Origin of the sequence: Sinorhizobium sp. 7-81, from assembly GCF_030124405.1 — a bacterium.
In the GTDB taxonomy this organism is placed as follows: Bacteria; Pseudomonadota; Alphaproteobacteria; order Rhizobiales; family Rhizobiaceae; genus Sinorhizobium; species Sinorhizobium psoraleae.
Window position 1 is genome coordinate 1020193 of record NZ_JASKLT010000001.1, and the last position, 13258, is coordinate 1033450.

The window sequence follows — 13258 nt, forward strand, 5'->3', positions numbered from 1 at the left end:
TGATGGGCGAAATGCCTTTCTGGAAAACCAAAAGCCTTGAAGAAATGAGCAATGCCGAGTGGGAAAGCCTCTGCGACGGCTGCGGGCTCTGTTGCCTGAACAAGCTCGAGGATTGGGATACGGGCGAGATCGCCTGGACGTCGATCCGGTGCACGCTGCTCGATGGTGGAAGCTGTCGTTGCAAGGATTACGATAACCGGCAGGCGACCGTACCGGATTGCATCCAGCTGACACCGAAGGTTGTGCATGAGATCTCATGGCTGCCGCCGACCTGCGCCTATAGACTGATCGGCGAGGGGAGGGATCTCTACTGGTGGCATCCGCTCGTTTCCGGCGATCCGGAAACCGTCCATGCGGCAGGAATATCCGTACGCGGGCGCACTGTCGCGGAAGACGGCATCGACGTTGAAGATTACGAAGACTACCTGGTTACCTGGCCGCTGGAAGTGGGACTGGAAACCGCCCGCTGAGTTGGCGCTAGGAGTTGTTGCTCAGGTGGAGGGGCGGCGCAGAATGCGGTCCCGTCAAACGCCGCCGTTTTTCTTCACGAGGCTCTTCGGTGCGACGTTGCGCCACGCGGTTTCCATGGACTGCCGGATAAGCTCTTCGTCAGCGTCGACGAAATAGAACGACGTCCAGCCGCGCGCTCCCCAGCCGCCGGGGACTGCGGCGCAAACTCCGGGCTCCATTTCCAATAACATGCGCTGCTGATCGGGCGTGAACTTGAAGACCGCGCGGCCCGCCTCTGGCAGGGTCATGAAAATCCGCTTGCCCACGCGAAAATCCCGCGTTCCGAAATGGGCATTCTCTTGCGTTCCCGGCAGACTGAGCGCCAGCTTTTCGATCTCTTCGGTCAGCATGGTGGAAGAGTAGCATGGAATTGCGGATTGACAAAAAAGGCCGCGACGGCCCTGTCGTCGACGCCAGGAAGCGTTCCGCCGCCGTTTTTCAAAGTGTGGCACCGCTGGACGAACGGCATTCGCCTCAGCGGTGCAAGGGTATCATTCTGCAGGCGTAACGGGCTTTGGTGCAGGTTCGCCAACCGTGCGCATCTCGCGCCACTCGTTCTCGAAGCGATCGAGAAGCGATTGCGGAATCCTGGATTGCGGTGGTGCGGGCTGTTTGTTCGCGAACGTCTGCATCCGTTTCTCCTGGTTCGTTACGGTTCAAGGATGCAAAACCATTTCACATCATAAATGCGATGTAAATCAGTGGTTTAAATCATTTAAACGATTGAAAAATCTTTAAATCGATTAATCTCCGGCTGATCCACAAATTTGTCCTGCCGGCCTTCGACGAAGAATCGCCGGATTAAAGCTGGTCGTGGGCAAGGGGAAAATGACGCTTTTCAGGTCCCTCGGCGAAGACACGAACTCGCATTCAAAATTCGCTGACGCAACTTCTGAAAGATCGGACTCAATTCCTGAAATAACTATCGTAAGCGACTCGGAAGAATCGCGAATCCACGACGGCTAAAGCGCAGCGTTCCTGCCCTTTCAATGAGGCGGCCACGTTCAGTCGCGGGTATCGCTGGAGGTTTTCTTGGATCGCAGCCGATCTAAGGCAAAAACATGCAACAATTCAAAGCGCTGCAGTGTGCTTTGCGCGTCCGACAAGACGCGCCGCGCAGTAATATTCGCGCAGGCAGGTCTTAGCAAACCACTTGATGTGACCATCGGCGACAAGCGGCGCCGGTCACGCCGGGCAATCTTTCACGGCCGGAGGAATCGTTGCAATCTATGGTCGTTTTTCTGGTATATGCTGCACGGCGTCAGGATCCGACATTCATTTGCCATTCAGCCTGTATCGGTTAATGATTTTGCCATGATGCTTCCCAAGTCGAAAGTGCGTTCATGTCTTCACCAGTGATCATCGCCGCGCTTGCCGCAGGTCTCGCGGGCTTCTCGCCGCCCGTCATCAACATGCCTTCGGCTGTTGTCCGCGCGGCTGGCGATTGCAGTGCTGCCGCCGCGCAAGTGGTTGCCGAGACGGGTGGAGAACTGCTCTCCGCCCAGCCGACATCCGACGGTCAGTGCGTGATCACGGTGCTCATCCCGGGTAACGGTGGGCGGCCGAAGAAGGTAACGGTGAAAGTGCCGATGTAGGCCGCTTGCGCGTGACCTACGAGCAAGGGAAATGAACGCAGATGCGCATTCTGATAGTCGAGGACGACGCCAACCTGAACAGGCAGCTGGCCGACGCATTGAAAGAAGCCGGCTACGTCGTCGACCAGGCCTTCGACGGTGAAGAGGGCCACTATCTTGGCGATGCAGAACCTTATGATGCGGTGATCCTCGATATCGGTCTGCCGGAAATGGACGGTATCACGGTCCTCGAAAAATGGCGCGGCGACGGCAAGACCATGCCGGTCCTGATCCTGACTGCCCGCGACCGCTGGAGCGACAAGGTGGCCGGTATCGACGCCGGCGCCGATGACTACGTCGCCAAGCCCTTCCATGTGGAGGAAGTTCTTGCCCGCATCCGGGCATTGATCCGTCGTGCCGCGGGACATGCGAGTTCCGAGATCGTCTGCGGTCCGGTGCGGCTCGATACCAAGGGCTCCAAGGCGACCGTCCGTGGCGTGCCGCTGAAGCTGACGTCGCACGAATTCCGTCTGCTTTCGTACCTGATGCACCACATGGGGCAGGTGGTATCGCGCACGGAGCTGGTCGAGCACATGTACGATCAGGATTTCGACCGGGATTCCAACACAATCGAAGTGTTCATCGGTCGATTGCGCAAGAAGATCGGCAACGACCTGATCGAAACGGTTCGCGGCCTCGGATATCGCATGCAAGCGCCCGGCAATGGCAATTAGATCGCTTACGGCCCGCGTCCTGGCGGTTTCGACCGTTTGGGCCGTCGTCGCCCTCGTTGTGATCGGAGTGGTTATCTCCGCCCTGTACAGGCAGGGATCGGAGCGCGGTTTTCAGGACCTGCTGCGCGCGCAACTTTACAACGTCATCAACTCGATTTCCGTCAACGAGAAGGCCGTTCTGGCCGGAAGTCCGCAACTCGGCGACCTGCGTTTCTCCCAGCCTCAAACAGGGTGGTACTGGATTGTCGAGCCGATCGGCGAATTTGACACGCCGCCGCTGTTGTCGACTTCACTCGGCTCCGCCAAACTGCCGATCGCCAGTGTCGACGAGGTTCCCTTCGATATCCGCTACGAGCGCTTCTATACGACCAAGGATCCGTTCGGAAACGAGGTCGAGGTGGCCGAAACCGAAGTCGTGCTCGACATTCAGGGGCATGCCGCCCGCTTCCGCGTCGCGGGCAATCGCGACGTGCTGGAAGCGGATATCGATCGCTTCACCCGCAACCTTACCATCGCGCTATCGATCTTCGGTCTCGGCGGGCTTGGCGTTAACGCGCTGACCATTCTGTTCGGCCTCAAGCCACTCGACCAGGTGCGCCGGTCGCTCGAAAAGATCCGCGCGGGCGAGAGCGAGCGCCTGGACGGCGCGTTCCCGCGCGAGATCCAGCCGCTTGCCAACGAGGTGAACGCTCTGATCGACAGCAATCGCCGCATCATCGAGCGGGCGCGCATGCAGGTTGGCAACCTTGCCCATTCCCTTAAGACGCCGATCGCCGTGCTGCTCAACGAAGCGCGCGTGCTGGAGGTGCCTCATGGGGATCTGGTGAAGACGCAGGTGGATGCGATGCAGACCCAGGTACAAACCTATCTGAGCCGCGCGCGCATTGCCGCGCAACGAGGCTCGATCCTCGCGCGGACAGAGGCCCAGCCGGCGCTTGAACGGCTTGTCCGGGTGATGAGGCGACTCAATCCCGAAAAGCAGTTCAGCCTGTCGATTAATCCGCAGGGATTGATTTTGGCGATGGAACAGCAGGACGTCGAGGAAACGGTCGGCAATTTGCTCGAAAACGCCGCGCGGCATGCACGCGATCAGGTCTGGTTGAGCGTCCGGCCGGCCCCCGAGGACGTACGCGGCAAGGATCAGGGCCGGCACTGGATCGTGCTCGACGTCGATGACGATGGTCCCGGGCTCGACCCGGACCAGATCGCTTTGGCAATGAAGCGTGGCAAGAGGCTTGATGAAAGCAAGCCCGGCACGGGGCTTGGACTTTCGATCGTGAACGAGATTGTCGGAGAATATCAGGGCACGATCGAACTCTCGCGGCGCGCCGAAGGCGGCTTGCGCGCCCAGCTCGTTTTGCCGGCTGCGGTTTAGTGGCCACACCGGGGGCTGAAAATGCCGCTGCCTTTAGAGGGTATGGTTGCCTGATGCGCCGGGGAGTGCAAAAAGAAAATCGACGAGGGTCCACCCGTCCGCCGGATGTTCGGAAGGCGGAAAGGGCGGTGAGTTGAGTTGTCGGGGGATCATGAGGAACCACGCAGTAATGACACGAACCTTTGTCGCCAGCGGTAGGATCGCCGTCATCGCGTCGGCCGTCGCACTGGCCGGTTGCGGCACTGCGTCTAATGGCCAGCGTGGAGCCGTCTCGGGCCTCGCTGCGACAGCAACGCGAGGTGCGTCGTCGACGTCCTATATCGCCGCTCTGCAGGGTGGCGTCATCGCGCGCCTCGATGGTATCGACCTCGGCAAATCCGATCGGCAGAGGGCGCTAGAGGCCGAGTACCGAGCGCTGGAGGCCGCACCGGGCGGGCAGCCCGTCATCTGGGAAGGACGCGGCGTCAGCGGTTCCGTCGTTGCCGCGGCACCCTATCAGGTCGGTTCACAGAATTGCCGCCAATACAGCCACACCGTAACCGTCAAGGGGCAGCAGACGACGGCACGCGGCGCGGCATGCCGTAATCCTGATGGCAGCTGGACGCCGCTGACCTGAGCCAGCGGTGTCATCCGGGCAGGATCGCGGCGTCTTCGACCTGCTAAATCAGTCAAATACGCGGGGGCACCTTGCGGCGAAACGCCTCAAATCTCCGTCATTGCCTGTTTTCGAGTTGGAATGACACGGGGCTCATAGTATTTCCCCTGCATGTTGTTCTGGATCCTCGTCGCTATTTTGACAGCGGCAGTCGCTGTCGTGCTCGTTCTCCCGTTGATGCGGGCAGCGGCGCCGCTTTCGTCTCCCCACAGCCATGACATCGAGGTCTATCGCGATCAACTCGAGGAAGTGACGCGAGATCAGAAGTCTGGCCTGATCACCAGTGAGAACGCAGAACTCGCCAGGGCCGAGATCGCGCGCCGGCTGCTAGCGGCCAGCGCCGCAGACGCTCCCGCCCAGGAGAGTGGCCCTAAACGTCTGCGCTCGAACCGCGTGGCGCAGCTGTTCGTTCTTCTCTGTCTTCCCGCCGTTGGGCTTTGCCTCTATCTCGTGACCGGCAGCCCGGGCGTCCCGGCGCAGCCGCTTGCGGCCAGGCTTGCCAATCCCGGTGACGACATCAACATCCTGATTGCAAGGGCCGAGAACCACCTCGCGCTCAACCCGGACGATGGCAAGGGCTGGGACCTGCTGGCGCCGATCTACATGCGCAGCGGCCGGGTCGAGGACGCCGTTGCCGCCTACGATCACGCGATCCGCCTGATCGGACCGACGCCCGCCAGACTCGGCGGCTATGCGGAGGCGTTGATCGTGCAGTCCGGCGGCCTGGTGACGGCCGATGCGCAGGAGGCCTTGAAGAAGTCGCTTGCCCTCGATCCCAATGACCCGCGATCGGAATTTTACTTGGCTCTCGGCCTCAAGCAGGAAGGTAAGCAGCAGGATGCGCTCGCCGCATTCCGCAAGCTTGCCGGTAATTCTCCCGCCGATGCGCCCTGGTTGCCGCTGGTGAACCAGCATATCGCGGAGCTCTCCGCCGGCCAGGCACCCGCCGGCAACACGATGCCTGCAAACCCGACGTCCGAGGACATGGCGGCGGCCGCGCAAATGGACGCCGGCGATCGCCAGGCCATGATCCGCGGCATGGTGGACAGCCTGTCGAGTAAACTGAAGGAAAATCCCGCAAACTTCGAAGGATGGATGCGCCTGATCCGCTCCTACGTTGTGCTCGATCAAAGAGACAAGGCACGCGACGCTCTACAGCAAGGGCTCAAGGCCTTCCCAGCGACCGGAGAAGAGGGGGGGCAATTGCTGGCTCTCGGCCGCGAACTCGGAATCGACGCGGGCGGAGAAGAGAAATGACACGCAAGCAGAAACGACTGGCGATCATAGGCGGTGGCGTCAGCTTCTTGATTGCCGCCGTATTCCTGGTCATGTTCGCCTTCAGCCAGGCGGTCGCCTACTTCTACGTTCCGGGCGATCTCGAAAAGGCGAGCCTTGCGCCTGGGACGCGCATCCGTCTGGGAGGACTCGTGGAGACCGGATCGCTCAAGCGTGGCGAGGGGAAGACAGTCACCTTCAATGTCACCGACACGCTGGGAACGGTGCCGGTAACCTATACCGGCATCCTGCCGGACCTTTTCCGCGAGGGACAGGGCGTCGTGGCCGAAGGCGCTTTCGTTGCAGATAGCCCGGTCTTCGTCGCGGATACGGTGCTCGCCAAGCACGATGAGACGTATATGCCGAAGGATGTTGCGGACCGCCTGAAGGCCCAGGGCGTCACGCTCGGCGGCAAGGAAAACATTCAATGATCATCGAACTCGGACATTATGCCCTGGTGCTGGCGCTCGCGACCGCGCTCGTCCAGGCAATGCTGCCGATCGTTGGAGCGCGGCGTGGCGACCGCGCGCTGATGGAACTCGCGTCGAGCGCTGCGCTCGTCTGCGCCTTGCTCGTTGCCTTTTCCTTCGCGGTGCTGACCTTCGCCTACGTGACCTCCGATTTCTCGGTGCGGAACGTCTGGGAGAATTCGCATTCCCTGAAGCCCTTGATCTACAAGATCTCCGGCGTGTGGGGCAATCACGAGGGGTCGATGCTGCTCTGGCTGCTGATCCTCGTCTTCTTTTCAGCCCTCGTGGCGGTTTTCGGCCGCAACCTGCCGGAAACGTTGAAGGCGACCGTGCTTGCCGTACAGGCCTGGATCGCGGCTGCCTTTGCGCTTTTCGTCCTGCTGACGTCCAACCCCTTCGCCCGCCTCATTCCGGCGCCGGGAGAGGGTAAGGACCTGAATCCGGTACTTCAGGACGTCGGCCTCGCCATCCATCCGCCCTTGCTCTATCTCGGCTATGTCGGCTTTTCCGTCTGTTTTTCCTTTGCGATCGCGGCGCTGATCGAAGGTCGCATCGATGCGGCATGGGCGCGCTGGGTACGGCCATGGACCCTTGCCGCCTGGACCTTCCTGACCGCCGGCATCGCCATGGGCTCCTACTGGGCCTATTACGAGCTCGGCTGGGGCGGTTGGTGGTTCTGGGACCCGGTCGAAAACGCTTCCTTCATGCCGTGGCTTGCGGGCACGGCGCTCTTGCACTCGGCACTGGTGATGGAGAAGCGTGAGGCGCTGAAGATCTGGACCGTGCTGCTGGCGATCATGACCTTTTCGCTGTCGCTGCTCGGTACCTTCCTCGTCCGCTCGGGTGTGCTCACGTCGGTCCATGCCTTCGCGACCGACCCGACGCGCGGAATATTCATTCTCGCCATTCTCGTCCTCTTCATCGGCGGCGCGTTTTCGCTCTTTGCGTTCCGGGCATCCCGCCTCAAGTCCGGTGGACTCTTTGCGCCGATCTCGCGCGAAGGTGCACTCGTTCTCAACAACCTGATCCTGACGACGGCGACCGCGACTGTGCTCACCGGCACGCTCTATCCCCTGGTGCTCGAGGCGCTGACGGGAGACAAGATCTCAGTGGGTGCACCGTTCTTCAATATGACCTTCGGTCTGTTGATGTTGCCGCTGCTCTTTGCAGTTCCCTTCGGCCCGCTGCTTGCCTGGAAGCGCGGTGATCTCACGGGTGTCGCCCAGCGTTTGTTCGTTGCGGCCGCGGTCGGTCTTCTTGCCGGTGCGTTCTATTATTACGCGATGAACGGCGGCCCTGTTCTCGCCCTCTTCGGCATCGCGCTTGGCGCCTATCTGATCGCTGGCGCGTTTACCGATCTGATCCTGCGTTCGGGTATCGGCAAAGTGGCGGCCAACGTTGCCTGGAAGCGGCTTGCGGGCCTGCCGCGCTCTGCCTTCGGAACGGCGCTTGCCCATGCGGGGCTCGGCGTCACGCTGATCGGCATCGTCGCCGTCACCGCCTTCGAGACCGAGACAGTCGTCGAGATGAAGCCGGGAATGATGGTGGACGCCGGCGGCTATGCCCTGCGATTTGACGGCATGCGCCAGGGTCGCGGACCGAACTACACCGAGGAAACCGGCCATTTCACGGTCAGCCGGGGAGGTGTCGTGGTCACCGAAATCTGGTCGTCGAAGCGGCTTTATACGGCACGCCGGATGCCGACGACGGAAGCGGGAATTCGGACCTTCGGTCTCAGCCAGCTCTATGTTTCCCTCGGCGATCCGATGACTGGTGGCGGGATCGTCGTGCGCATCTGGTGGAAGCCGTTGATTCTGTGCATATGGGGTGGGGCGCTGATCATGATGGCTGGCGGCATCGTCTCCCTGAGCGACCGCCGCTTGCGGGTCGGCGCGCCGGCGCGCGCCAGGAGAGCCCCGCAGATTGCATTGGGAGCCGCCGAATGATCCGTCTGCTTCTCGCGCTTTTTCTTTGCCTCTCTTCCTTGGCGCCCGCCTTCGCGGTCAATCCGGACGAAGTGCTTGCCGACCCGGCACTCGAGGCGCGCGCACGGGCAATCTCGGCGAAGCTCCGCTGCATGGTCTGCCAGAACCAGTCGATCGACGACTCCAATGCCGAACTCGCCAAGGATTTGCGGGTGCTGGTGCGCGAGCGGCTGGCGAATGGCGACACGGACGAAGCCGTGATTGCCTATGTCGTTTCCCGCTACGGCGATTTCGTCCTGTTGAAGCCGCGTTTCGAGGCGAAGACCCTGTTCCTCTGGGGCATGCCGGTCATCCTGCTTCTTTGCGGAGGCGCTGCCCTTGTCGTGGCTGCGCGCCGCCGCAGCGCCACGACGCCCGGCGCGCCGCTCTCCGACGAGGAAAAGGAAAAGCTGGATAAGCTCCTGAGATCCTAGGATCTCGGATCCATGTCGCGATTTGACCTCGCGCGGTAACTCAAGACGTTCAAGGGATGTGCATGGGGCTGATAGTGGCCCTTCCGCTTCCGCGCGAACATTACCAAAAATTCATCTGCCGGACAGAACTCAGTAAGGTCCCATCCGTTACACCTTTCATCATCGGCTGTTCCTCCAGTCACAGCCAGACGAGCGGTTCCAGACGCCGATACGTTCGGAACAAGCTCGTGGTCTCAAGGTTTCGAAGCCTTCTGCCGATTGGCGGGGGCTTCATGGAAGAGAGAAGGCAAAACGAATGTCCAAGATCAAAACTCTGCGTCCATCCCTGAAGACGGTCCTGAAGACCTCCACGGTCGCCGGTCTCGCGGCCGTCCTGCTGACCAGCGGCCTGCCGACTGAGATTTCGCAGACCTTCGCCGAAGCGGTGAAGACGGAAGCTCCAGCGGTCCCGAGCTTCGCAAACGTCGTCGATGCGGTTTCACCGGCCGTCGTTTCCGTGCGCGTCCAGTCGCGCGTGAACACTTCCGACGAACAGGCCGGCAACTTCAGCTTCGACTTCGGCGGTCGCGGCTTCGAGGACCTGCCTGACGATCATCCGCTGAAGCGCTTCTTCCGTGAATTCGGCGGCCCGCGTGGCGATGGCGGCGATGACCGTGCAGACCGTCGTCGTGGTCCGCGCGCCGAGGGTCGCCTCCGTCCGCGCGCCCAGGGCTCCGGCTTCTTCATCACCGAAGATGGCTATCTCGTCACGAACAACCACGTCGTTTCCGATGGCTCCGCCTTCACGGTCATCCTGAATGACGGCACGGAGCTCGATGCCAAGCTGGTCGGTAAGGACAGCCGCACCGATCTCGCGGTGCTCAAGGTCGACGACAACAGGAAGTTCACCTATGTGACCTTTGCGGACGACAGCAGGGTGCGTGTTGGCGATTGGGTCGTCGCAGTTGGTAACCCGTTCGGCCTCGGTGGAACCGTGACGGCCGGCATCGTCTCCGCTCGCGGTCGCGACATCGGCTCAGGCCCCTATGACGACTATCTGCAGGTCGATGCCGCCGTGAACCGCGGCAACTCCGGTGGTCCGACGTTCAATCTTTCCGGTGAGGTCGTCGGCATCAATACCGCCATCCTGGCGCCCGCGGGCGGCAATGTCGGCATCGCCTTCGCGATCCCCGCTTCGGTTGCCAAGGACGTCGTCGACGATCTGATGAAGGACGGCACCGTCTCGCGCGGTTGGCTTGGCGTTCAGATCCAGCCGGTAACGAAGGACATCGCTGATTCGCTCGGCCTCTCCGAGGCAAGCGGCGCTCTGGTCGTCGAACCGCAGGCCGGTTCTCCGGGAGAAAAGGCCGGGATCAAGAAGGGCGATGTGGTGACGGCACTGAACGGTGAGCCGATCAAGGATCCGCGTGATCTCGCCCGCAAGGTTGCGGCACTGCGTCCGGGCTCTTCTGCCGACGTGACCCTGTGGCGCAATGGTAAGTCTGAAAGCGTCAAGCTCGAAATCGGCAATCTGCCGAGCGACACCAGCGACGCCGTGCAGCCGAAGGACGAGCGCTCCGAGCAGGGACCGACAGCCAGTGATGAAGCGCTTGCCGGTCTCGGCGTGACGGTGACGCCTTCCGAGGACGGCACCGGCGTGACGATCGCTTCCGTCGATCCGGACTCCGACGCCGGCGACCGTGGCCTCAAGGAAGGTGAGAAGATCGTCACCGTCAACAATCAGGAAGTGAAGTCGGCGGACGACATCGTCAAGGTGATGAACAACGCCAAGAAGGATGGGCGGACCAAGGCGCTCTTCCAGATCGAAACTCAGGACGGCAGCCGATTTGTCGCGCTTCCGATCGATCAGGGCTGATGTCGCGACTCTCGAAGGATTGGAGTGGGTCGCCCGCACCGATCCATTCTGATTGATCGAGGTGAATGGATCGACACAATCCGCAATCACCATGATCCAAAGGCGCCACGACATCCGAGTGATTTCGCGGCGCTTTTCATTCGGGCCGAAGCGATGGTTGCTACGACGCTACGGCATGACGGCTTCGATCGAAATCATGTAGCAATTCAAAATGCTGCAGCGACCTTTGCGCGTCCCATCAGAGAAGCGGCGCTGGAGGTGTCGGAACCGAAACCGGTTGAGACAGATAGGGATCCGGGACTATGGTCACGCGCATGAAGATTCTGATCGTTGAAGACGACCTTGAGGCCGCTGCCTATCTGGCAAAGGCGTTTCGCGAGGCCGGCATTGTTTCCGACCACGCCAGCGATGGCGAAAGCGGTCTGTTCATGGCAAGCGAGAATGCCTATGACGTGCTGGTGGTCGATCGGATGCTGCCGCGTCGCGACGGCTTGTCGTTGATCAGCGAACTGAGGCGCCGTGATATCCACACGCCCGTGCTCATTCTCTCGGCGCTCGGCCAGGTGGACGACCGCGTCACTGGCCTGCGCGCCGGCGGCGACGACTATCTTCCGAAGCCCTACGCGTTCAACGAGCTTCTGGCGCGTGTCGAGGTGCTCGGCCGCCGCAAGGGGACGCCCGAACAGGATATGGTCTACCGCGTCGGCGACCTCGAACTCGACCGGCTCGCCCATTCGGTTCGGCGGCAGGGCAAGGAAATCCCGTTGCAACCGCGCGAATTCCGACTGCTCGAATACCTCATGAAGAATGCGGGTCAGGTCGTGACGAGGACGATGCTGCTTGAAAACGTGTGGGATTACCATTTCGACCCGCAAACCAACGTTATTGACGTGCATGTCTCGCGTCTGCGCTCGAAAATCGAAAAGGACTTCGACACGCCGTTACTGCGGACGGTGCGTGGTGCCGGCTACATGATCAAGGACGACCGGACCGAGACATGAGCAAACTCAGGGTTCTGTTAAGGACGACGGCGGTCCGGCTCTCCGCACTTTATCTTGTTCTCTTTTCCCTCTGTGCGATCTTTCTCGTCTTTTACGTGACAGGCATGTCCGAACGCCTGCTGCAGCAGCAGACGCGCGACGCCATTACGACCGAAGTGAGCCAGATCGAAGCCGTCTACGAGCGCGCCGGCATGAGCGGCCTGCTTCGCTCGCTCGAACGGCGGGCGCGCCAGCCGGGTGCCAATCTCTATGTCATCGCCGGTCCGAGCGGCGAAATCCTCGCGGGCAACGTCGCCGGCCTGCAGCCGGGCCTGCTTGACGATGAAGGCTGGAAATCTGAGCCGTTCCGCTACCGGCGGTTTACCGATGAAAGCCGCGAGGAAAGTCACGTGGCGCTGGCCCAGGTTCTGCTGCTCGACAATGGCTTGAGGATTCTCGTCGGTCACGACCTCCAGGAACCGGAAAAGTTCCGTATGCTCGTGCGTCAGGCGTTGGTCGTTGCGCTTGGAGTGATGGGGCTCGGTGCGCTCATCATATGGTTCGTCATCGGTCGCAACGCCTTGAAGCGCATCGATCGCATGTCCGAGGCCAGCACGAAGATCATGGCGGGGGACCTTTCACAGCGCCTGCCGACAAGCGGGTCGGGAGACGAATTCGACCGGCTTTCGGAATCGCTCAACGCGATGCTCGGGCGGATCGAGAAGCTCGACGAGGGGCTGAGACAGGTTTCCGACAACATCGCCCACGACCTAAAGACGCCGTTGACGCGTCTGCGCAACAAGGCCGAAGCGGCACTCTCCGGCAAGGAGGACGGAAGCCAAACTGGCGCTCTGGAGGAAATCATTGCGGAGTCGGACCAGTTGATCCGCACGTTCAATGCGCTGCTGACGATTTCCCGTGTCGAGGCGGGTTCCGCCGCCGCGGAAATGAGCGACGTCGATTTGTCCCGGATCGTTGCCGATTGCGTCGAGCTTTACGAACCGGCGGCCGAGGACAAGGCATTGAAGGTCGAAGCGGATATCCTCCCGGACGTCGTGATCTCCGGAAATCGCGAACTGATTGGCCAGGCACTCGGAAACCTGATGGACAATGCCATCAAGTATGCCGAGGGATCGACCAATCCTCTGATCCGGGTGGCGATGACGAAGAGCGGAAACGAGGCGGTGGTGACCGTCGCCGATCATGGTCCCGGCATCCCGGAAGACATGTACCGCGAAGTGCTGAAACGTTTTGTCCGCCTGGATGAAAGCCGCTCGAAACCGGGGACGGGCCTCGGCCTCTCCCTTGTCGAGGCAGTGATGGAGATGCATCGCGGATCGCTCACGCTTACTGCGACCGAACCAGACCGCAAAGATGGCAAGGGACTGACCGTCCGCATGGTTTTCCCGGCTCGTGCGACCTGATAGACCGA

14 protein-coding genes are annotated in these 13258 nt (G+C 61.2%); 12 read left to right on the top strand and 2 right to left on the bottom strand.

What is annotated here, in order from left to right; all coding sequences use genetic code 11:
* Positions 1 to 2: 2 nt before the first annotated feature.
* Positions 3 to 470 carry a YcgN family cysteine cluster protein gene (locus QN224_RS04925; protein ID WP_173511483.1) on the top strand — a complete coding sequence of 156 codons (468 nt, stop codon included), beginning with the start codon at positions 3 to 5 and terminating at the stop codon, positions 468 to 470.
* 54 nt (positions 471 to 524) lie between these two features.
* Here QN224_RS04925 and QN224_RS04930 read toward each other — a convergent pair whose 3' ends face one another.
* Together QN224_RS04930 and QN224_RS04935 are read right to left on the bottom strand one after the other, a co-directional pair.
* Positions 525 to 860 carry an MmcQ/YjbR family DNA-binding protein gene (locus QN224_RS04930; protein ID WP_173510487.1) on the bottom strand — a complete coding sequence of 112 codons (336 nt, stop codon included), beginning with the start codon at positions 858 to 860 and terminating at the stop codon, positions 525 to 527.
* 141 nt (positions 861 to 1001) lie between these two features.
* Positions 1002 to 1142: a hypothetical protein gene (locus QN224_RS04935; RefSeq protein WP_283975762.1), complete on the bottom strand. Its 141-nt coding sequence runs from the start codon at positions 1140 to 1142 to the stop codon at positions 1002 to 1004.
* Between the two features lie 711 nt (positions 1143 to 1853).
* Here QN224_RS04935 and feuN point away from each other — a divergent pair.
* From feuN to QN224_RS04990, 11 genes are all read left to right on the top strand, one after another.
* Entirely contained in the window at positions 1854 to 2105 is a 252-nt protein-coding gene (gene feuN / locus QN224_RS04940; RefSeq protein ID WP_173510485.1) for a two-component system FeuPQ modulator FeuN, read from the top strand.
* Positions 2106 to 2146: 41 nt separating this feature from the next.
* Positions 2147 to 2818 carry a two-component system response regulator FeuP gene (gene feuP / locus QN224_RS04945; protein ID WP_173510484.1) on the top strand — a complete coding sequence of 224 codons (672 nt, stop codon included), beginning with the start codon at positions 2147 to 2149 and terminating at the stop codon, positions 2816 to 2818.
* Positions 2808 to 4193 (top strand): HAMP domain-containing sensor histidine kinase, encoded by a 1386-nt coding sequence (locus QN224_RS04950; protein ID WP_173510483.1) that lies wholly within the window; start codon positions 2808 to 2810, stop codon positions 4191 to 4193. Before feuP ends, QN224_RS04950 begins: the two co-directional genes overlap by 11 nt.
* Before the next feature lie 169 nt (positions 4194 to 4362).
* The gene (locus QN224_RS04955) at positions 4363 to 4809 is read left to right on the top strand and encodes a hypothetical protein (RefSeq protein ID WP_283975763.1); all 447 of its coding nucleotides are present in this window, start codon (positions 4363 to 4365) and stop codon (positions 4807 to 4809) included.
* A gap of 150 nt (positions 4810 to 4959) precedes the next feature.
* Positions 4960 to 6105 carry a c-type cytochrome biogenesis protein CcmI gene (ccmI, locus tag QN224_RS04960; protein WP_283975764.1) on the top strand — a complete coding sequence of 382 codons (1146 nt, stop codon included), beginning with the start codon at positions 4960 to 4962 and terminating at the stop codon, positions 6103 to 6105.
* Entirely contained in the window at positions 6102 to 6554 is a 453-nt protein-coding gene (gene ccmE, locus QN224_RS04965; protein ID WP_173510480.1) for a cytochrome c maturation protein CcmE, read from the top strand. Before ccmI ends, ccmE begins: the two co-directional genes overlap by 4 nt.
* Positions 6551 to 8539 carry a heme lyase CcmF/NrfE family subunit gene (locus QN224_RS04970; RefSeq protein WP_283975765.1) on the top strand — a complete coding sequence of 663 codons (1989 nt, stop codon included), beginning with the start codon at positions 6551 to 6553 and terminating at the stop codon, positions 8537 to 8539. The genes ccmE and QN224_RS04970 overlap by 4 nt, the downstream gene beginning before the upstream one ends.
* Positions 8536 to 8991 carry a cytochrome c-type biogenesis protein CcmH gene (locus QN224_RS04975; RefSeq protein ID WP_283975766.1) on the top strand — a complete coding sequence of 152 codons (456 nt, stop codon included), beginning with the start codon at positions 8536 to 8538 and terminating at the stop codon, positions 8989 to 8991. Before QN224_RS04970 ends, QN224_RS04975 begins: the two co-directional genes overlap by 4 nt.
* Positions 8992 to 9286: 295 nt before the next feature.
* Positions 9287 to 10846: a Do family serine endopeptidase gene (locus tag QN224_RS04980; RefSeq protein WP_283975767.1), complete on the top strand. Its 1560-nt coding sequence runs from the start codon at positions 9287 to 9289 to the stop codon at positions 10844 to 10846.
* 302 nt (positions 10847 to 11148) lie between these two features.
* Entirely contained in the window at positions 11149 to 11847 is a 699-nt protein-coding gene (locus QN224_RS04985; RefSeq protein ID WP_283975768.1) for a response regulator transcription factor, read from the top strand.
* Positions 11844 to 13250, top strand: a complete 1407-nt coding sequence (locus tag QN224_RS04990) for a HAMP domain-containing sensor histidine kinase (protein ID WP_283975769.1) — start codon at positions 11844 to 11846, stop codon at positions 13248 to 13250. Before QN224_RS04985 ends, QN224_RS04990 begins: the two co-directional genes overlap by 4 nt.
* The last annotated feature ends 8 nt before the right edge of the window (positions 13251 to 13258 follow it).

Coding starts and splice junctions, on each gene's coding strand:
- QN224_RS04925 (WP_173511483.1), top strand. CDS start 3: ATGGGCGAAATGCCTTTCTGGAAAACCAAAAGCCTTGAAGAAATGAGC.
- QN224_RS04930 (WP_173510487.1), bottom strand. CDS start 860: ATGCTGACCGAAGAGATCGAAAAGCTGGCGCTCAGTCTGCCGGGAACG.
- QN224_RS04935 (WP_283975762.1), bottom strand. CDS start 1,142: ATGCAGACGTTCGCGAACAAACAGCCCGCACCACCGCAATCCAGGATT.
- feuN (WP_173510485.1), top strand. CDS start 1,854: ATGTCTTCACCAGTGATCATCGCCGCGCTTGCCGCAGGTCTCGCGGGC.
- feuP (WP_173510484.1), top strand. CDS start 2,147: ATGCGCATTCTGATAGTCGAGGACGACGCCAACCTGAACAGGCAGCTG.
- QN224_RS04950 (WP_173510483.1), top strand. CDS start 2,808: ATGGCAATTAGATCGCTTACGGCCCGCGTCCTGGCGGTTTCGACCGTT.
- QN224_RS04955 (WP_283975763.1), top strand. CDS start 4,363: ATGACACGAACCTTTGTCGCCAGCGGTAGGATCGCCGTCATCGCGTCG.
- ccmI (WP_283975764.1), top strand. CDS start 4,960: ATGTTGTTCTGGATCCTCGTCGCTATTTTGACAGCGGCAGTCGCTGTC.
- ccmE (WP_173510480.1), top strand. CDS start 6,102: ATGACACGCAAGCAGAAACGACTGGCGATCATAGGCGGTGGCGTCAGC.
- QN224_RS04970 (WP_283975765.1), top strand. CDS start 6,551: ATGATCATCGAACTCGGACATTATGCCCTGGTGCTGGCGCTCGCGACC.
- QN224_RS04975 (WP_283975766.1), top strand. CDS start 8,536: ATGATCCGTCTGCTTCTCGCGCTTTTTCTTTGCCTCTCTTCCTTGGCG.
- QN224_RS04980 (WP_283975767.1), top strand. CDS start 9,287: ATGTCCAAGATCAAAACTCTGCGTCCATCCCTGAAGACGGTCCTGAAG.
- QN224_RS04985 (WP_283975768.1), top strand. CDS start 11,149: ATGGTCACGCGCATGAAGATTCTGATCGTTGAAGACGACCTTGAGGCC.
- QN224_RS04990 (WP_283975769.1), top strand. CDS start 11,844: ATGAGCAAACTCAGGGTTCTGTTAAGGACGACGGCGGTCCGGCTCTCC.